The following is a 20,873-nucleotide window of genomic DNA, read 5'->3' as shown; positions in this document are numbered from 1 at the left end:
CTGACCGAGTGAGCGCCGGCCGCCGGCGCGGCCCGTACGTATGCCGCTGCCTGCGGGGGAGACGCCGAGAGGAATCGTCATCTCCGCCGCTCGGGCCGGCACCGGCCGCAGCCGTCCCGCCGGCCGACGTCACCGTGATCCCCGGCAGCGCCCGCAGGCCGGCGGCCCCGGCGATGACCGCCGGTTGCGGGACCGCCTCCCACAGCCGCTCGGTGACGTCGCCCGTTGAATTCAGCGCGCTGATGGTTCCCGTGACCGCGAGCGGGCCAGGGGCGGTAAGCCCGCCGTTTCACCGAACTCGTACAAGGCCCGAGGGGCAGGCACTGACCACGAGTCGGGCGTGATCGCGTCCCCCGGTTCGGTCGTGGCTCGGTAGACGTGGGCGCACACCGTGCCGGAAGTGTGTGAGCCTGCTGACTGCGCGTTCCATGGGGAAGCCCTTCTCGCACCGCTCTCCGTCGAAGCCAGGTCGCCGTCGGCCGCGTGCGCCTATTCACCGGCGGGCGGTCTGGCCGCGGTCCTCGCCGGGATCGGTGGCGCGTCTGCGCGACCAACTGTCAGAGGCCGGGGCGCACTCAAGGGAGTTCAGCCAGTCATGCGTTTTTTGGTTACGGCGTTTCCGCTGTGCTCACTGTGCGTGGTGATGCGACGAACATTAGGCCATTCGAGTTAATCCTCATCGGGCATATGGTCTGGATTTGGCTCGTGTGGTTGTAATGGCGGTAACCGACTGTGGGTGCCCATCCTCTGTCGGGGCGTCGGGACAGCGAATCGTTTGACGGTCGTTGTCCACATGCATGGGCACCCCGGCAGGTGAATGCGTGAACCGCACCAACTAAGCGTGCGGCCGTGCGCGGCAGCCCACACCCGACTCTCCGCAAAAGGGGCTGCTCTCATGGCAGTAACCATCATTCCCTCGACGGTGGCGGCCTGTTCGACGTTCAGCGTCATCGCCACCGGCGCGCCCACCGGAGCCACCTCGGCCGTCTTCACCTACGACGGCGACACACCCCAGACGCTGCCCGTGGTCGCCGGCGCCGCTGGCCCGGCGACCTTCACGGCCGTCGGCTCCGGTGTACAGCTCATCTCAGTGACCTACGTCGACGCCAGCGGCGCCGTGGTGGGGTCCGACAGCGGCACGGTGACCGTCACTGCGGCACCGGCCGGAACGATCTCGACGACGCTGTCCGCCTCCGCCGGCGGCACCACCACAGCCACGACCACGCTGACCTGCAGCGCCGGCCTGGCCTCCGTCAACGGGACCCTGACCTACACCCTGCCGGATGGGACCACGGTGACGGCCTCGGTGGTCGACGGCGTGGTCCAAACCGTCGATCTGGGTGTGACTCTGACGGGTGGTCAGACGGTCGCCGTCAGCTTCACCCCGGCAACCGACACCTGTGTGGCGTGCACCTTCGCGCCGATCACCGTCACCCTCCCCGCAGCGCCGTCCTGTCTGGTGCTCCTGCTGCCGCCGCCGGGGACGGTGACCGCCGGGCAGCCGACCAGCCTGACCGCTGTGGTGTTGTGCAACGGTCTGCCGGTCTCCGGTGCCTCGGTCACCTTCAGCGGCGGTGGGGCGACTCCGGTGACGGTCACCACCAACGCCCTGGGGATCGCCACCGGTTCGGTGACCTTCCCCACCGCCGGCCCGGTGTCGGTCACGGCCACCGCCACCGCGACCGGTACCGCCTGCGCGTGCACGAACGTCTCTTCCACCCCGGTCACCGTCACGGTGGCCGCGCAGCCGACTTGCACGGTGGTGCTCCGGCCTGTGGTCGGTCCGGTGATCGCCGGGCAGCCGACCACCCTGACCGCTGTGGTGTTGTGCAACGGTCTGCCGGTCTCCGGTGCCTCGGTCACCTTCAGCGGTGGTGGGGCGACTCCGGTGACGGTCACCACCAACACCTTGGGGATCGCCACCGGTTCGGTGACCTTCCCCACCGCCGGGCCGGTGTCGGTCACGGCAACGGTCACCGCGACGAACACCGCCTGCGCGTGCACGAACGTCTCTTCCGCCCCGGTCACCGTCACGGTGGCCGCGCAGCCGTCCTGCCTGGTGTTCCTGCTGCCGCCGTCGGGTCCGGTGATCGCCGGGCAGCCGACCAGCCTGACCGCTGTGGTGCTGTGCAACGGTCTGCCGGTCTCCGGTGCCTCGGTCACCTTCAGCGGTGGTGGGGCGACTCCGGTGACGGTCACCACCAACGCCCTGGGGATCGCCACCGGATCGGTGACCTTCCCCACCGCCGGCCCGGTGTCGGTCACGGCCACCGCCACCGCGGCCGGTACCGCCTGCGCCTGCACGAACGTCTCTTCCACCCCGCTCACCATCACCGTGACCACGCGGCCGACTTGCACGGTGGTGCTCCGGCCTGTGGTCGGTCCCGTGATCGCCGGGCAGCCGACCACCCTGACCGCTGTGGTGCTGTGCAACGGTCTGCCGGTCTCCGGTGCCTCGGTCACCTTCAGCGGTGGTGGGGCGACTCCGGTGACGGTCACCACCAACGCCCTGGGGATCGCCACCGGTTCGGTGACCTTCCCCACCGCCGGGCCGGTGTCCGTCACGGCAACGGTCACCGCGACGAACACCGCCTGCGCGTGCACGAACGTGTCCTCCGCCCCGGTCACCGTCACCGTGACCGCGCAGCCGTCCTGCCTGGTGTTCCTGCTGCCGCCGTCGGGGACGGTGATCGCCGGGCAGCCGACCAGCCTGACCGCTGTGGTGCTGTGCAACGGTCTGCCGGTCTCCGGTGCCTCGGTCACCTTCAGCGGCGGCGGGGCGACTCCGGTGACGGTCACCACCAACGCCCTGGGGATCGCCACCGGTTCGGTGACCTTCCCCACCGCCGGCCCGGTGTCGGTCACGGCCACCGCCACCGCGACCGGTACCGCCTGCGCCTGCAGCGGGGTGGCTTCCACGCCGCTCAGCATCACGGTCACCGCGGTAGGGACGGGAGTGCGGCTCCAGGCGCTGCCCTCCTGCTGGCAGGCCAACCTGCAGATCCCGCTGCCGACCACCTTCCCGGCAACACTGCAGGCGCGGGTCTCGCCTGCGACCGCGGGCGTGACGGTGAGCTTCTTCGTGGGCGGGCAGCTGGTGGGCACCGCGGTGACCGACGCCACCGGCACGGCCACCCTCAACACCAGCCTGAGCCTGCTGCAGGTACTGGCGGGCACCTTCACCGCCACCGCCACCGTCGGCGGAACCGCCGTCCAGGCGACCGGCACCCTGCTGCCCTGCCTGCCGTCGGCGTGACCGGTCCTGACATGACGGTCTGCCGATAGACGATCGTCCTCCCCGTACGGAGTCGTCCCCCCGTCGTGCAAGGACGGGGGGACGACCCGGCCGGTAAGCCTAACGGCGAGCGCGCACACGCCGCCCGCGGACGCGCTGCCCCGCAACGAACCCACCCGCTGAGGGGAGACTTCCATGAACCTGACGGCGTTTCTGCTGGCCCTCGGCGCCACTTGCCGCATCACCCGCTTCCTCACCAAGGACACGCTGGCGGCCGGCCTCAGATCACAGGTCGCCGATCGCTTCGGCGACGACTCCAAGGCCGCCTACCTTGTCAGCTGCGGATGGTGCGCGAGCGTATGGGTCGCAACCGCCATGACCGTCTACGCCCTCGCACTGGCGGACAACGCCTGGTTCAAGGTACCGGCAATCGCCCTGAGCCTGTCCTACCTCGCCGGAGTGGCCTCACGGTGGCTGGACTGAAACAACGCCGAAACCCCTCAGGGAACCATCCACCAGGTGCGCATTGCACAGTGCGCCGCCTGCGGGCGGCATGACAGCGCAACGGCCGCCACTGCGGCACTCAAACACCGAGAGAAACGAGAACAGACATGGCCTGCAACTGCGGCGGCGGATCCCCGCAGCCCCTTATCGTCTACCAGTTGAACCTGCCCGACGGCACGATCCGCCAGTACGTCACCTACCAGGAAGCCCTGGCCGCCCAACAACGAGCGGGCGGCATCGGCACGATCACCATCGCCACGCGGTGAACCTGATGGCCGGGTGGTGCGGTGCGGGGTCGTGGGCTGTGTGCCCACCCGCGCGCGGAGCGGTGCCCGCACGCTTCCGAACCGTCCGGTGGGTGCCCGGCAGCACCTGCGGCGAGTCGAGCGACCGGACCCTGGTGGTGCTCTACGCCGGGTGATCCCGGCTGGTGGTACCTGGGCCTGGACCACATCGAAGGCCGCTGCTCCCGGCGCGGCCGGCACCACCACCCGTCCACGCCGGACCGACCCTCTACCAGGTCCTGGACGCGCTCCAGGACCTGCTGCGGTGCTGGACCGGCACCGGCGCCACCTGCGGTCGGCGGAGTCTCCTCGCCGACCGGCGGGAGCGCGGTGGTCGTGGGCAGCGGACCGTGGACGTCGATGGCCTCGTCAAGGGGACTCCGGGCCTGTACGCGGAGGTCGGTTCGCCGCCCCGTGCCGGTGGTCGACCACCGGCACCGAGTGGTATCCGCGGACCCGGCGCGGGAACGCGCCGTCGCTCGCGTACTCACGGCACACCACCTTGGGGAACGCGGCACGCAGGTGCTCGCGGGTTCCTCTGACGGGCCTGGAGCCCCGGGTGACGGGGGACCCGGTGAAGGGCCGCGGCTTCGTGCCTGCGGCTTCGGGAGCCGGATCTTCACGGCTCGGAAGGGAACGGCTATGACGCGGTGGAACGGCACGGCAGGGGAGAAGAGCGGGGCGGTGGAGGAACCGGCCCACGCGCAGGTGCCTGCCGCCAGTCTGGAACCCGAGTATTGACTCGGAAGACGGCACTGACCATGCTCATGCCCCACGGATTGTGTAGGACATGACAAATCGGTATGCGTGAGCGCCTCGGGGCCTGGACCTCCTTGTCGGTCGACCGCGCATCCCGCCGACCGAGGGACGTGGGCCGTGGCCATGACCAGCCGCCCGTACCGCCGACGCAAAGACGTCACCGTAGTGTCGCTGCTCCTCCTCTTACTGGCCGTCGTGCTCGGCCCCGCCCCCAGTTCGGCGGCCGGGAACGACTGGTGGGTCCCAAGCGCACGACCGACCCCGGACTCCGGGATCGGCGTCATCGGCGAGCCGTTCACGGGCACCGACGCCAAGGGCCGGGTACGCGGGTTCGTCGACGCCCACGACCACCTGTTCGCGAACGAGGCCTTCGGCGGGCGCCTCATCTGCGGCAAGACGTTCTCCGAGGCGGGAATCGCCGACGCGCTCAAGGACTGTCCCGAGCACTACCCCGACGGCTCGCTGGCCGTCTTCGACTTCATCACCAAGGGCGGTGACGGCAGACACGATCCGGTCGGCTGGCCCACGTTCAGGGACTGGCCCGCACACGACTCGCTGACCCACCAGCAGAACTACTACGCGTGGGTGGAACGCGCCTGGCGCGGCGGCCAGCGAGTGCTCGTCAACGACCTCGTCACCAACGGTGTGATCTGCTCGGTGTACTTCTTCAAGGACCGCACCTGCGACGAGATGACGTCCATCCGGTTGCAGGCGAAGCTGACGTACGACCTGCAGGCCTACATCGACAAGATGTACGGCGGCCCGGGCAGGGGCTGGTTCCGGATCGTCACCGACAGCGCCCAGGCGCGGGACGTCGTCAGGCAGGGCAAGCTGGCGGTCGTCCTGGGGGTGGAGACCTCCGAGCCCTTCGGATGCAAGCAGATCCTGGACATCCCGCAGTGCGACAGGAAGGACATCGACGCCGGCCTGGACGAGCTGTACGCGCTGGGCGTACGCAGCATGTTCCTGTGCCACAAGTTCGACAACGCGCTGTGCGGCGTCCGCTTCGACTCGGGCACGCTCGGGACGGCCATCAACGTCGGGCAGTTCCTGTCGACCGGCACCTTCTGGAAGACGGAGACGTGCACGGGCCCACAGCATGACAACCCGATCGGCTCGGCCGCGGCACCCGGAGCCGAGGCGAGACTCCCGGCGGGCGTAAGGGTCCCCTCCTACGACTCGGACGCGCAGTGCAACGTCCGGGGGCTCACCGACCTCGGCGAGTATGCCGTGCGCGGCATGATGAAACGCAGGATGATGCTGGAGATCGACCACATGAGCGTCAAGGCCGTCGACCGCGCGCTCGACATCTTCGAGGCCGGCTCCTACCCCGGCGTGATCTCCTCGCACAGCTGGATGGACCTGAACTGGACCGAACGGGTTTACGGCCTCGGCGGCTTCATCGCCCAGTACATGCACGGCTCCGAGGGATTCGTGGCGGAGGCGAACCGCACCAAGGCGCTGCGGGACAAGTACGGTGTCGGCTACGGCTACGGCACGGACATGAACGGTGTCGGCGGCTGGCCGGGACCCCGGGGCGCCGACGCCCCCGACAAGGTCACGTACCCCTTCCGCAGCGTCGACGGAGGATCCCTCATCGACCGGCAGACCACCGGTGAGCGCACCTGGGACCTGAACACCGACGGAGCCGCCCACTACGGCCTCGTCCCGGACTGGATCGAGGACATCAGGCTCGCCGGAGGCCAGGGGGTGGTGAACGACCTCTTCCGGGGGGCCGGGTCCTACCTCGACACCTGGGGAGCGACCGAGCAGCACCAGGGGGGAGTCAACCTCGCCGAGGGGGCGCCGGCCACGGCCAGTTCGACGGAGTGGAACCCCTTCACCAGCTACGCGCCGAGCCGCGCCGTCGACGGCAGAAGGGAGACCCGCTGGGCCAGCGGCTGGAGCGACGACCAGTGGCTGCGGATCGACCTGGGTTCCACCCACCGGGTCGGGCGGGTCACGCTCGACTGGGAGAGCGCGTACGGGAGGTCGTACGGCATCCAGCTCTCGACGGACGGCGCGAACTGGCAGACGGTCTGGTCGACCACCACGGGCCACGGCGGCCTCGGCACCGCCCGTTTCACCGGCACACCGGCGCGCTACCTCCGCATCACTTGCTCGGAGCGCGGTACCAGGTGGGGGTACTCGCTGCACGAGGTCGGCGTCCACAGCAGCTGACGGCCTCTCCACCGGCCCGCGACGGGCCCGACGGTGCCGTCCGCAACGAGGTCGTACACGAAAGGTCCGCGTCAGCCGGCGTCGGCCGCCGCCGGCTGGCGGATCCAAACCCCTCTCGCAGGGGTACCCATCGCGGCTGCCGCCCCCGGCGCTCGGCCGTAACCGACGCGCGCGACGGCTGGGCAGCCGCTCCCCCCGGGAGAGGGCGGGCGGCCCACCGGTTGGATGCACACTGTTATCCGCCCAGTTGGCATATGACTGCAACAGCGGACAACGGATTGACACCCGGATGGCGTACCGCGGTGTGATGGGCTGTCTGTTCAGATGTTTCCCGGACGGGGCACGGCAGGCGAGGGAAGGCCAGGTTCGATGCTGCGGAGCTGGCCGCTCGCGAGGTCGCGGCTCACCCGCAGCGTCACTTCATCTGGTTCCAGCTCCAGGACTGTGGCGCGGGTCCGGGCTGCGGATCGGGCGGCTCGGGGTATACATCGACTCGTTTTCGAGTCGGAGTCACCCGACACGCGGGGAGTCAGGCGATTGCTGGTAGGGCGGCGCGCGTGCGGTGTAATCCTGGGGCGCTTTGCCTAGTACATGCCGAGGTGGAAATGGGCCGGACCGTAGTGATTTTTGCCGCGGGATCCCGCGGGGACGTCCAACCGTGTCTGGCACTGGGGCGACGACTCCATCAACAGGGCGATGTCGTGCGGGTGATCGCCAGCCACCGCTATCGCGGCCTGATCACAGCAGCGGGCCTGGAATTCCATTCACTCTCGCTGGATCCCGTCGAGATCGTTGCGTCGCCCGAGGGGCAGGAACTACTCGCCGGTGGGCGCAGCGCGGTGAGATTCATTCGTGGTCTCCACCGGATTCTGGGGCCACTGATCGCCCGCATGCTCTCGGAAATTCAGACCGGCGTCGCGGGAGCCGATCTCATCCTGACCCCCAGCCTGACTTTTCTGGGCCTCCATCTGAGTCAGTACCTGCAGGTCCCGTATGCGGTCATCCACTTCCAGCCGAGCCATCCCTCCGGGGCATTCCCGCATCCCTTGCTTCCCGCTGCGCGGTTCCTGGGAGCCTTTGGCAACCGCCTCAGCTTCTACGCGGTCGATCTGGCCTCCTGGCTGGCCTGCCGCCAAGCCGTCAACACCTGGCGACGCGAGAGCCTCGATCTCTCCCCCATGTCCCCACTCGGCCCTTTTCGCCACGTCCGTTCCGCCCCCGTGCTGTGTGCGTTCAGCCCCGTTGTCGTGCCGCGGCCGAGCGACTGGGGACCGAACGTCCATGTGACCGGCTACTGGTTTCATGAGCAGCCGTCCTGGACTCCGTCGCCGGATCTCCTCGCCTTCCTGGACAGTGGGCCGCCGCCTGTCTATGTGGGTTTCGGCAGCATGGGCACCGGTGATCCCGAGGCTACCGACCGCATCGTACGGACGGCACTGCGGCGTGCCGGCCTGCGAGGCGTGCTGACGGGAGAGCCCACGACGAGCGATGACGACGTCCTCGTGGTCGGAGACGTTCCCCACGACTGGCTGTTCCGACGCATGGCGGCGGTGGTGCATCACGGCGGAGCGGGCACCACCGCCGCCGCGCTGCGGGCCGGAGTGCCGTCGTTGGTCTGTCCCTTCTTCGGAGACCAGCCCTACTGGGCCGAGCGGGTGCACCGGCTGGGCGCGGGCCCGAAGCCGCTGCCGGCCCGGCACCTCACGGTCTCGGTCCTCGCGGAACGGCTGCGCGCCGTCACCCACACCAGCGGGTACACCGAGACTGCCCGACGGCTGGGCCGGGTACTGAGCGCCGAGGACGGCGTGGCGCATGCCTGCCGGACTCTTGACCGACTGGCCCGGTGACGGCCGACGTCCGCGCGAACCTCCATCAGGCAGGAGTCCTCGTACCGGCCTGGCGACCGAGTTCGTTCATCACCGTGGGCCAGAGGAGGTGCAGTTCCCGTTTCCAGTAGGGCCACGAGTGTGTCCCGGGCGTGTAGATGTGCGTCGTGACGTCCACACCTGCTGCGCGCAGTGACTCGGCGAACCGCTCCTGGCTGGGCCTGAAAATTCCTTCTGACATCGACGCGAGTACCGAAGCGGAGTCCCGGCCGGCGTCCATAGGTCCCACCTCGCCGGTCCCCACGGACAGGCGGATCTTCGTGCCGCGGTAGGCGGTCACCATGGCGGACGGATTGTGTGACGCCCAGATGTCCGGATGCTGTGCCGGGTCACCCCAGGTGCGGACGAGCTCGTTGTCGTGGGTGGCGTTGTAGGCCCAGAGGAAGGCGTGAGTCGCAGGGTCGTCGAGGTCGACGATGCCGCTCAGGCTGGCCGCGTAGCGATACATGCCCGGGTGCCGGCCCGCGTAGTTGAGCGCGCCGAGTCCCCCCATCGAGAGACCGATGACCGCGCGGGTGGAATTCGCTTGGAACCTGCGTTCCATGAGGCGGGGCAGCTCAAGGGTGTGAAAGGTCTCCCAGCGGGGCCAGCCGGCGTACCAGTCGGAGTACTGACCGTTTCTGCCGCCGTCCGGCATCACGATCAGCGTCTCGGAGTCCTTCGCCAGATCCTCGATGTCCGTCTCGCGGGTCCAGGACGTGTAGTCGTCCTCTCCACCGTGGAGCACATAGAGTGTGGGGTAGCCGCGCGTTCTCTCGCTGCTCCAGTTCCTGGGCAGGATGACACGGACAGGCACCGTGCCACGCATGGCCGGTGATTGCACGGTCAGATCCAGCATCCGGGCGTCAAGTTTTTTTTCGGCCGTGATCCGGGCGCCGGTGGGCGGCGGGGGCACGTCCCCGGAGGCGGATGCTGTCGGCCCGGCAACGAACGGCAACGTCACAAGGGTCAGGAATTGAAGGACGCAATAGCTGATCAGCCTTGCTCGGCCGACGCTGCTTCTGAAGTCGAATGACATGGGCTGAGGACCGCCTTGGAAAATCAGCGAACCAGAAGGGGCATTGCTCCTCGCCCCTGTGCGGACGAAACGAGAGCCTCCATTGCGTGATCACGCAGGCCGGGTCTTCCGTGAGGAGGCCTCAGAGCGCATCGTTGCACCGCATGAGCCCAAAGCTTCGTCGACTCAGCCGACTATCACAGAATTGACTCGTTCGGCGGCGGTTCCGCCCGGTCGGTGGGACCACGCCCGAGGATGCCGGTGGAGGCGGGGACGCCCGTCTCCTCACACGGTTCGCGGGCAGGGCCGAGGGACAGCGGGACGCAGGCTGGTCACGACTTGGTGTCCGGTGACGAACCCGCGGCCCGGCAGGGGGCGTTCCCGCCTCGTTCGTGGGGGCGGCGCAGGGCCCATACGGCGACGGGGGCTCCCGCGCCGACGAGAGCGGCCGCGATGCACAGCCCGGCTTGATACCCGGCCAGTGCGGCCTCGGGACCGGGGATCCGCCGGGACAGACAAAGGTGTTGGACAAGTGTCACCACAGCGCCTACGAGCACGATGCCGAACACGCCGGACAACTCGCGTGTGGCGCTGAAGAGGCCGGCCGCGAAGCCGGAAAGACGGCCTGGGGAGGACGCCAGCGCCCGCGCGGTCAGGGGGATGGCAAGCGAAGAACCCACGCCGACTGCCACCAGGCCGGGAATCAGGTCGGCCAGCCCGCCGTGCTCACTGCCCAGCGCAAGCAGCAGCAGCCCCAGGGCGACCAGGAGCAGACCCGTCGCGGAGATGCGGGCCTCTCCCCACCGCCTGGCCATGGCGGTGGCCACCGGGGTGGTGAGGAAGAGCGCCGAGCAGACGGGAGTGAACGCCAGGCCTGCCTGGGTGGGGCTGAGCCGCAAACCGCTCTGCAGAAACTGACAGGTGTAGAAATAGACGCCGCTCACGCCCAGGCCCCACAAGAGTTGGGTAACGAGTCCGCCGCTGTAAGCTCGCTGCCGCAGGAGGAGCCGCAGGGCAGGATGGCGGCCGCCCCGGCACAATACGATCACGCTCGCCGTGGCAACGACCTCGCAAAGGACGACGGGCGGCGTGGTGAATCCGTAGGCGGGTCCCTGGATAAGGCAGTAGACGAGAGAAGACAGAAAAAGGCACGCCAACGCGATCTGGTGGTTCGGCACGGGGGTCGCGATGGGCACCGAGTGGTTCCGGCGTCCGGCCACGCCGGGAACGGCCCAGGCGCCGACGACGAAAGCAGAAACCCCCAAAGGGGTGTTCAGGAGGAAAAGCCATTCCCACCCAAGGTGCTGCGTCACCACGCCGGAGAACACAGGTCCGAGAGCCAGCGCGGAGGCCAGAGCGGCACTTGTTGCGCTGAACGCGGCAGCCCGCGCCCTGGACGGCAGGTCGTGTGCCATCAACGCCAGGGACGCCGGCAGGATGAAGGCAGCCCCGACGCCCTGCAGTGCGCGGAAACAAACCAGCATCACCCCGGTGGTCGACAGTGCGCAGCCCGCCGACGACACCGTGAACACCGCCACACCGGTGAGCAGCGCCCAGCGCCGCCCTCGGGTGTCCGTCAGCTGACCGCACCCCAGGAGAGAGCCGGCCAGAGCCAAGGGGTATGCGGTCCCCACCCACTTGACGTCGGTCCCCGCCAGGCCCAGCTGGGCGCTGATCTGAGGCAGGGCGATATTCACCACGGTGTTGTCCAGCGCCGTCAGGAAATTGCAGCAAATGACGGCCGCGATAACGCTCCACAGGCGCAACCGGCTCATGATTGCTGTCCGAACCGGTAAGCCCCGCAGGGGTGAAAGACGGCCGGACCGCACGAAGTCTGCACCGTCCTCCCGTCCTTGCGTAGGTCATTCACCGATATCCGTATGTGTGAACCCTAAGCGTTTCCCTGGCTACGAGGTGGCCGCGCGGGCGGCTCATACCGGCGTGTCGACGTCAGAGCATGACGGCTCCGTGTTTCGCTGTTCCCTGCTGCTTGTCTCCGGAGCCGCGTCGCCGCGGCACGCATAGCAGAGTGCGGCCGTCGCGGAGGCTCTCGAAATGGGCCGTTGCCGACGGGCCCCGCTTTCCACCCCTGAAAAGAAGGTTCGGTGAGCCAGTGCCATCATCGGTGACAGATACACTCAGCCACCATCTCGCCCGTGTCACGGCTCTCACACCGGACGAAACCGCCTTCACGTTCGTCGACCACAGCGCAGACGTCGAAGGAGCGGTCTCCTCGCTGAGCTGGCGGCAGTTGGACGAGCGGGTTCGAGCCGTCGCCGCCGGACTGCACGGGATGATCGATGAGGGTGAAAGAGTGGCCGTCGTCGCGCCGCAGGGCCTCGAATACATCGTGGGCTTCCTCGGCGCCGCCTGTTCCGGAGCGATCGCCGTCCCCCTTTTCTCCCCGTCGCTGCCCGGTCACGAGGAGAAGCTGGCTGCGGTACTCAAGGACGCCGCCCCCGCGGTGCTGCTGACCGTCGAGACCCAATGCGGGCTGCTCACGGACTTCTGTGCGAAGCACGGCCTGGGCTCCGACCGGCGCATCGTCACCGCGCGTGACTTGTGTCAGGAGGCAGCACACGATCAGGCCGAGTTCGGGCGGCCGCGTCCCGACGATGTGGCCTATCTGCAGTACACCTCGGGTTCCACCCGCGTTCCGTCCGGTGTGGAGATCACGCATGCCAACGTGTGCGCCAACGCGCGCCAGGCTCTGGAGGCCTACGACATCCGCCGGGGCCGCAACTGCACCGTGGGATGGCTGCCGCTCTACCACGACATGGGCCTCGTGCTGGGGATCGCCCTGCCGGTCATCGGCCACATTCCATCGGTGCTTATGGATCCTCTGGCTTTCATCCAGCAGCCGGGGCGCTGGCTGAGTCTGCTGAGCCGGCACACCGGCGCCCTGACCGCCGCTCCCAACTTCGCGTACGACTACTGCGCCCGCCGGGTGGACGCCGATGAGCGTGACAGGCTGTCGCTGGGGTCGGTGGCCGCCATGGTCAACGGCAGCGAACCCATCACACCGGCCACGCTCGAACGCTTTCAGGCGGCCTTCTCGCCGGCCGGCATGATGCGCACGACCATGCGGCCCTCCTACGGGCTGGCCGAGGCGACCGTGTTCGTCTGCGCCTCTCCCGCGGGCGAGGAACCCACCGTCATCGCCGTCGACCGGGAAGCTCTCGGCCAAGGCGTCGCCCGCCCCCTGGACACGGCCGACCAGGAAGCGGTGGTCGAACTGGTGGCATGCGGCCGGCCGACCGGTCAGGAGATCGCGATCGTCGATCCGGCGACGTGCCAACGCAGAGAAGACGGCCACGTCGGTGAGATCTGGCTGCGCGGTCCCAACATCGGACGCGGTTACTGGGGCCGCCCCGAGCAGAGCGAGACCACCTTCCGCGCGGTGCTGCACGGTGAGGAGCAGGGCGCCCCCTGGCTGCGCACCGGTGATCTGGGGGTGTGGCACGACAAGCAGTTGTACGTGACCGGCCGGTTGAAGGACCTGGTGATCATCGACGGGACCAACCACTACCCGCACGACATCGAGGAGACGGTCCACCACGCCCATCCGGCCGTCCGGCCGCACCGCGTCGCCGCCTTCGCCGTGTCCACCGGCGAGGGGGAACGCCTCGTCGTCGTGGCCGAGCACGGTCGCGACGCGAACCCTGACGACATCGCCGGGCAGGAGGTGACCCGCGCGGTGCGGGCGGCGCTCGCCACGGGGCACGGCGTGGCCCTCCACGACTTCGTGCTGGTGCCGCCCGGCAGCGTGCCCCACACCACCAGCGGCAAGGTCGCCCGCGGCGCGTGCCGCGAGCAGTACCTCGCGGGCGCCTGGAATATGGACGCGAGGACCTGAAACGCCACAAGGCGGCACCACATCAGGGCGCAGGCAGGGAGAGACAGATGGAACCAGACAGGGAATCGGTCCCGCCGTCCGGGCAGAGGCCGGCTGGCGCCGCCGGGCTACGGGCGACCCTGCGCACCCTCGTCACCGAGGTCTGCGGCATCCCCGAGGACGAACTCGACGACACCCGGCCCCTGGTGGACTACGGCCTCGGCTCGCGTGCTGCCGTCGGCTTGAGTGGACGTCTGGAACGCGCACTGGGCCAGCCGCTGCCGGCCACCCTGCTGTGGGAGCACCCGACCGTCGAACGACTCGTGCAGCACCTGAGTACGACCCGGCAGCCCGCGACGCAGGGCCGGCAGGAACACCAGGAGCAGGCCATGCCCCGCGACTCCCGCCAGACTGCGGCCTTCTCCACCGGCGGTGACCGCGGCCGGCAGTCCTCGGATCCCTGTCCCGTCGCCGTGATCGGCATCGGCTGCCGCCTTCCCGGCGGCGTCAACGGACCCCAGGCGTTCTTCCGGCATCTCCTGACGGGCAGCGACCTCGTCGGTCACGTCCCCGGCAGACGCTGGCGGGACTTCGCCACCGGCCCAGGCACCGACGCGCTGCTGGAACAGACCACCCGCCAGGGCGCCTTCCTCGACGACGTCGAGGCCTTCGACGCGGGCCACTTCGGCATCACCCCGCGGGAGGCCGAGGTCATGGACCCCCAGCAGCGTCTGCTGCTGGAAGTCGCCTGCGAAGCGCTGGACCATGCCGGACGCCCCGCCTACAGCCTCGAAGGCAGCGATACCGGAGTGTTCGTCGGCCTCAGCGCGCTGGAGTACGGGCATCTGACCACCGCGGACCCTGCGCGACTGACCCCGTGGACCAGTACGGGAGCCGCCGGCAGCATCGCCGCCAACCGGCTGTCCTACGTGTTCGACCTGCACGGTCCGAGTCTGACCATCGACACGGCCTGCTCCTCGTCCCTGGTGGCGGTGCACCAGGCGTGCCGGAGCCTGGAGACCGGCGAGTGCGGCACCGCGCTGGCGGCGGGCGTCAACGTCCTGCTCACACCCGCGGTCACGGCGTCGCTCGGGCAGGCGGGAGCGCTCGCCGCGGACGGACGCTGCAAGCCGTTCGACGCGGCCGCGAACGGTATCACCCGGGGTGAGGGCTGTGGGGTCGTCGTGCTGAAACGGCTCGTCGACGCCCAGCGCGACGGCGACAGGATCCTGGCCGTCATCACCGGCACGGCGGTCAACTCCGACGGCCGCTCGGCCGGACTGATGGCCCCCAACCCCGCGGCTCAGGAGAGCCTGCTGCGCAGCGCGCTCAGCAACGCCCAGGTCGACGGCGCCGGAATCGACTACGTCGAGGCTCACGGCACCGGCACCCTGCTGGGAGACCCCATGGAGGCAGCGGCCCTGGGTGCCGTCATCGGCCGTGGCAGGCCGGCCGATGAGCCCTTGCTCATCGGTTCCGTGAAGAGCAACCTGGGCCACCTGGAAGGCGCGGCGGGCATCGTCGGCCTGATCAAGACGGTGCTGGCGCTGCACCATCGGCAGATCCCGCACAGCCTTCACTTCCACACGCCCAACCCGCACATCGACTTCGCCGCGCTTCGGCTGCGCGTCGTCACGGCGCCCACTGCCTGGCCGAAGCGGGACCACCCGCCCCGTGCCGGCGTCTCCGCCTTCGGCTTCGGCGGCACCAACGCCCACGTCGTCCTCGAACAGGCACCCGCGACTCCGTCCGGCGACAGCGTGTCCCGAAGCGGCGACGGCCAGGCGGCAGGCCCGCACGTGCTCGTCGTCTCGGCCCGCTCCCGGCAGCGCATCGGCGATGTCGCAGCCGGCCTGGCCCGGCAGACCGCGGCCGAGGACGCACCGGCACTGAAAGACCTCGCGCACACCCTGGCCCGGCATCGAAGGGGCCCGACGTGTGCCGCCGTCGTCGCCCGCACCCACCAGGAGGCGGTCGGCCGGCTTGCGGCCCTGGCCGGCGGGGTCGAAGCCCCTGGCCTCCTGCCGCCCTGCACCGACAACCCGGCCGGCCGGTCGGCCGGCACCCGCCACCCCGTTCTCGTCTTCTCCGGCCACGGCTCGCAGTGGGAGGGCATGGGGCTGCGCCTGCTCGAGGACGACCCCTTCTTCGCCGCCGCGGTGGACGAGCTGGACGCCGTCTACCAGGTACAGGCAGGCGTCCCGCTGCGGCAGATGCTCACCCGGCTGGGCCCCGGCAGCGGCGTCGAGGACATCCAGCCCGCGCTGTTCGGGATGCACATCGCTCTGGCCCGCACACTGCACCGCTACGGCGTGCACCCTGCTGCCGTCATCGGCCACTCGATGGGCGAAGTCAGCGCCGCGGTCACCGCCGGAGCCCTCGACCTAGCCGAGGGCCTGCGCGTCGTCCTCAGCCGGTCGGCGCAGTTGGCCACCCTCGACAGGGAATCCGCCGGTGCGATGGCCGCCGTCGAGCTGGCCGTCGAGGAGCGCGCACAGGTCCTGTCGCGCTTTCCCGGCGTGGAGATCGCCGTGGATTCCTCCCCGCGCCGGTGCACGGTCGCAGGACCCGCGCACACCGTCCGGCAACTGGTCGACGAACTCGCCGCCGAGAGCCGCCTGGCGCGGCTCATGGACATCGGGACAGCGGGCCATTCCCCCGCGGTCGACCCCCTGCTGCCCAAGGTGCGGCACGCCCTGGCCACGCTGAGCGCCCGTGCGGCCGACATCGCCTGGTACAGCACCGTGCTCGACGACCCGCGAGCCCACGTGGCCGCGGACGCCGCGTACTGGTGCGCCAACCTGCGCCGTCCCGTACGTCTGCGCCAGGCCGTGGCCGCCGCCGCAGCCGACGGGCATGATCTCTTCCTGGAGATCTCGCCCCACCCCATCGCCCTCGTCTCCCTCAGCGAGACCCTGGAGGCGGTGGCAGACGCCTCCGAGGCGGTCGCCGTCCCCACCCTGCGCAAGCAGGGCGACGAAGCCGTGGAACTGCGCGCGGCCTTGGCCCGGCTGCACTTCGCCGGGGTGCGGGTGGACGAAAGACGCCTGTGGCCCCATGGCACCCGTGTCCCGCTGCCCAGCCCCGTCTGGCGCCACGAGCGCCACTGGTTCGCCCGCCGCGGCCCGGCGATCGGTGCGACGGGTGCGCCCCATGCCGTGCTCGGGCTTCGCATCGACGACCCCCGCTCGGGCGCCGTCCTGTGGCAGACGGACCTCGGCACAGACCATGCACGGGCCGCCGGACGCCACCTCCACGGTCACCCCGTCCTGGACCTGCCCGCAGCCGCCGCGCTCATGATCGCGGCAGCCCGGGAGATCCACGGGCGGGACTGCACCGAAGACCTGCGCTTCGAGGAACTCGCCGTCCACCGGTGGCTGCCGCTGTCCCGCAGCACACCCGTCACCCTCACCTGGGAACCCCTCGACACTCATGCGACCGTCACCGTCAGTGCGCGGGCCACGGACGGCACATGGCACTGCTACGCATCGGCACGGATGCACACCGACGTCCCGCCGCTCAAGGACCAGGCCCCCGACACCCCGCCCGCCGTCGTGACGCACTGGACCCCGGCCCCATCGGAGGAACCAGGCCCGCGCTCGTATGAGGAACTCCTCACCGCCCTGCTGTACGCACCAGGCGGAACCGGCGGGTCCGGCCCGGCCGCCGACACCACCTCCGGCGACTGCACCGAGGTCGTCCCCACCCTTGTGCAGAGCCTGCGGCTGGAGAACCTCGCGGCACTCGGCACGCCCCACACCATTCAGGCCTTCCCCCCCTCCCACATCGCCCAGAGGCCCGCCGACGGTACCCCGAGCGGTGATCACGAGCTGAGCTGGATGGTTGTGGCCGCCGGGGCACAGTCGCGGATCACCGCGACAGGCCTGCGGCTGCGTCCGGCCGCGCGCGACGAGGTGCCCAAGCCCCTGGAAGCACTCACCTACGAGATCGAGTGGCAGAAGTCGCCCGTGGTGCTCCCCGGTCGGCTCGGCAGCGCCCTGCTCCTGCTCGACGAGCCCACAGCCGGGTCGGGCAGCGCCCTGGCCTCCGCCCTCGGAGCGGCGCTGGAGGCGAGGAACGTCACCACGACCACCGGGACCGCCGCGCCGGCTGACGCCGTGGAGCTGGTCGACCACTGGCTGCGGAACACCGGGCCGGAGGATCCCAGGGCGGTCGTGTTGCTGCTGACCCGCCCCGCCGAGCCCCATGACCTCCGGGCCCTGCACACCGCCGCGCAGATCGCGCGTCGGCTCGCCTCCCGCCCCGGCGGAGGGCAGCCGCCGCGGCTGTGGCTGGTCACGGTGCGTTCCCGCGCCACGTCGTCGGGCGAAGCAGGCCGGCCGGACCTGGCGTGCCTGCGCGGTCTGGTACGCACGCTCGCCATCGAGGAACCCGCCCTGCGGGCCTGCCTGGTCGACATCGACACCCAGCCCGACGCCGTCGAGAGCCTGTTGCAGGAACTCCTCGGCACCAGCGCCGAAGACGAAGTCGTCTGGAGGGCCGGGACCCGCCTCGTCGCGCGCCTCACCTCAGCCGACCTGTCGGCACAGCAGTACGAGGCGCCGTTCGTCCGCGGCAACGGCGCCTATGTCGTGACCGGCGGCCTGACCGGTCTCGGCCTGGAAACGGCCCGCCGCCTCGCCGAGCAGGGAGCCGGCCGTCTCGTCCTCAACGGCAGGCGACCCCCCACCCCTGAAGCCGAGGCGGTGATGACCGGGCTCAGCGCCCGCGGAACCTCCGTCACCGTGGTACTGGGAGACATCGCCGACCCCGACGTCGCTGAGCGCCTGGTGCAGGCCGCGGTAAGTGAGGGACACTCCCTGCGTGGAGTCGCCCACTGCGCGGGGGTCCTGCACGACCGCATGATCACCGACCTCGAGACCGCCGACCTCGAGACCGTGCTGCGGCCCAAGGTCACCGGCGCACTCAATCTCGAGGCCGCGCTGGCCCCCCACGACATCGACTGGTGGGTGTTCTACAGCTCGGCGGCCGCTCTCCTCGGCTCACCGGGGCAGGCCGCTCACGCGGCCGCCAACGCCTGGCTGGACGCGATGGCGCAGCGACGCAGGGCCGAAGGCAAGCCCGCCACGTCCATCGCCTGGGGTCCCTGGAGCGACGCCGGTGCCGTCGCAGACGAACGGGCCCTGGCTCTGCACTCCCTCACCGTGGCCGAGGGCCTGGACGCCCTGCAGACACTCATCATCCACAACCGCACCCACACCGGCGTCTTCCATCTGGACGCCCCACGCCTCCTGGAGGCCTTCCCCGGCTTCTCGGCCATTCCCTTCTTCGCCAACAGCGTCCGTGCCGACGACCTGGCCCCGGAGGACTGGGGCGGCCCCTCGGGCATCGACTCCCTCGGCGACGGCGCAGCGGACAAGGTGATCCAGCGCCTGGCCAAACGCACCGCCGCCATCATGGGCTTCAGCGTGCCGGGCGTCGACGAAGCCGTGCCGCTGCGCGAACTCGGCCTGGACTCGCTGATGGCGGTACGCATCAGAAACGCCGCCGAGCAGGACTTCGCCGTCGATCTGCCCCCGGACGTCATGCTCCGCGGCGCAACACTGCGCGACCTCGGCGACACCGTCCTGCGAGCACTCGGACTCCAGCGGGAGACGGCCGGCCCGGCCGTGCCCTCCGCACCACTCGGTGCGGCCGACGACACCACGCCGGCCGGCCCACCGTCCGTGACGCTGCCGTCCACCATCGAGCCGCGCGATGCCGCCGAACGCCTGGTGGCCGGTGCCTGGGCGGAAGTCCTGCGGCAGCCGCCCCCCGACGTTCGCGCCGATTTCGTCTCGACGGGAGGAAACGAACGCACGGCCGAAGACCTCGTCGGCCTCATCCGCCGCCGTCTGGGCGGCGCCGACCTGAACCTCACCGCCCAGACCGTTCTCGAACAGGGCACCGTCGCCGCGATCGCGGAACTGATTCGGCCGGCCGTCAACCCCACCGGTGAGCGCACGGTCAAGGTTCTGCGTCGGCCTCGGGCAGGGTCCGCCAGGCCCCCGCTGTTCACCTTCCATCCGGCCGGCGGCCCCACGTCCGTCTACCAGCCCCTGACGGAACTCCTGCCACCGGACCAGGCCGTCTACGGAATGGAACGGCTGGACGCGCTGGGGACCATGGAGGAGAAGGCCGCACACTACATCGCCCTGATCAAGGATCTTCAGCCACAGGGGCCCTACCGGCTCCTGGGCTGGTCCTTCGGCGGCTGCCTCGCCTACGAGACGGCACAGCAGCTGACGGACGCCGGGGAGGCCGTCGGTTTCCTGGGTCTCATCGACACCATCCTGCCCGCCGCCCTTCCCGACCTGCAGTCACCGCGGGTGCTGCTCGAACGCTTCGGCCGATTCGCCCAGTACATCGAGAAGACCTACGGCCACCCCGTGCGGCTGCCCTACGGCGAACTCGCGGTCACCCCCGAGGACGAGCAGATCGACGTCGTCATGCGCGCGGTGGCCGAGGCCGGCCTCGACATGAGCCCGGGTATCAGGGAACACCAGCGGACCTCGTACGTCGACGCCCGTGTCGGCGAGCGCTACCGGCCCCGTCCCTATGAGGGCCATGTGGTGCTCTACCGTGCTCGGCAGGCTCACAGGCTCATCACCGCGCTCGACCCGCGCTATCTGAGGACGGAAGCCGACCTCGGCTGGGCATCCTTGTGTCCCCGCCTCGAAGTCGTTCCGGTCGAGGGCGACCACCTGTCCCTCATCGACCCGCCGCACGTGGCCACGATCGCCCAGCACCTCGGACAGTGCTTCGAGACATGACCGGCAAGCCGTCGACCGGCCTCACCCGGGCCCTTGGGTGAGGGGCGTGCCCGGCCGCACGCCGTGGTGATCGCGGCACGTCGCCCCGCCGGTGTCAGTCTGCTCGCGCAGGCCCCAGGGAGGCCCCGCCTGCCAGGTACACCACGAATGCGCTCCTGTAGTGCGCCTCTCCGTTCGGGTGACTATGCGACCGGAATCTTGCGGCATATGCCGGGATCCTGCGTCACTTAGGTATCCAACCGGTGGGCAGCCCATCCCTCTCGGGGGGCGTGGCACCGCTATGGCCTGTGGCTCCCTGCGGTTAAGGAGTTACGACCTACCGGAGTCGCGATGGGCACCCCCAAGGGGGGTTGGATCGCCAGCCGGCGCCACTCATGTGGCACCGGCTGGTTGGCTGTCCGGCTCCCTCGTGGGCCCCA

General features: G+C 70.1%; 8 protein-coding genes. 6 read left to right on the top strand and 2 right to left on the bottom strand.

Features of this window, described 5'->3' with window-relative positions:
* Positions 1-817: 817 nt before the first annotated feature.
* From ABZ079_RS08275 to ABZ079_RS08260, 4 genes are all read left to right on the top strand, one after another.
* Positions 818-3,256, top strand: a complete 2,439-nt coding sequence (locus ABZ079_RS08275; protein ID WP_356938614.1) for a hypothetical protein — start codon at positions 818-820, stop codon at positions 3,254-3,256.
* Between the two features lie 174 nt (positions 3,257-3,430).
* Positions 3,431-3,718 carry a hypothetical protein gene (locus ABZ079_RS08270; protein WP_356938613.1) on the top strand — a complete coding sequence of 96 codons (288 nt, stop codon included), beginning with the start codon at positions 3,431-3,433 and terminating at the stop codon, positions 3,716-3,718.
* Between the two features lie 1,187 nt (positions 3,719-4,905).
* Positions 4,906-6,963 (top strand): discoidin domain-containing protein, encoded by a 2,058-nt coding sequence (locus ABZ079_RS08265; protein WP_356938989.1) that lies wholly within the window; start codon positions 4,906-4,908, stop codon positions 6,961-6,963.
* A gap of 605 nt (positions 6,964-7,568) precedes the next feature.
* Complete coding sequence (locus ABZ079_RS08260; protein ID WP_356938612.1) at positions 7,569-8,810, top strand: glycosyltransferase; 1,242 nt, start codon at positions 7,569-7,571, stop codon at positions 8,808-8,810.
* Between the two features lie 25 nt (positions 8,811-8,835).
* Here ABZ079_RS08260 and ABZ079_RS08255 read toward each other — a convergent pair whose 3' ends face one another.
* Together ABZ079_RS08255 and ABZ079_RS08250 are read right to left on the bottom strand one after the other, a co-directional pair.
* Positions 8,836-9,867 carry an alpha/beta hydrolase family protein gene (locus ABZ079_RS08255; RefSeq protein ID WP_356938611.1) on the bottom strand — a complete coding sequence of 344 codons (1,032 nt, stop codon included), beginning with the start codon at positions 9,865-9,867 and terminating at the stop codon, positions 8,836-8,838.
* Positions 9,868-10,178: 311 nt separating this feature from the next.
* On the bottom strand, positions 10,179-11,621 hold the full coding sequence (locus ABZ079_RS08250; RefSeq protein WP_356938610.1) for an MFS transporter: 1,443 nt from the start codon (positions 11,619-11,621) through the stop codon (positions 10,179-10,181).
* 350 nt (positions 11,622-11,971) lie between these two features.
* Between ABZ079_RS08250 and ABZ079_RS08245 the strand changes: the two genes are divergently transcribed.
* Positions 11,972-13,702, top strand: a complete 1,731-nt coding sequence (locus ABZ079_RS08245; RefSeq protein ID WP_356938609.1) for a fatty acyl-AMP ligase — start codon at positions 11,972-11,974, stop codon at positions 13,700-13,702.
* Between the two features lie 47 nt (positions 13,703-13,749).
* Complete coding sequence (locus ABZ079_RS08240; protein ID WP_356938608.1) at positions 13,750-20,454, top strand: SDR family NAD(P)-dependent oxidoreductase; 6,705 nt, start codon at positions 13,750-13,752, stop codon at positions 20,452-20,454.
* The last annotated feature ends 419 nt before the right edge of the window (positions 20,455-20,873 follow it).

It is taken from the genome of Streptomyces sp. NPDC006314, from assembly GCF_040613075.1.
GTDB lineage: Bacteria > Actinomycetota > Actinomycetes > Streptomycetales > Streptomycetaceae > Streptomyces.
The sequence above is the reverse complement of the archived record's forward strand: the minus strand, read 5'-3'. Positions and strand labels throughout refer to the sequence as shown.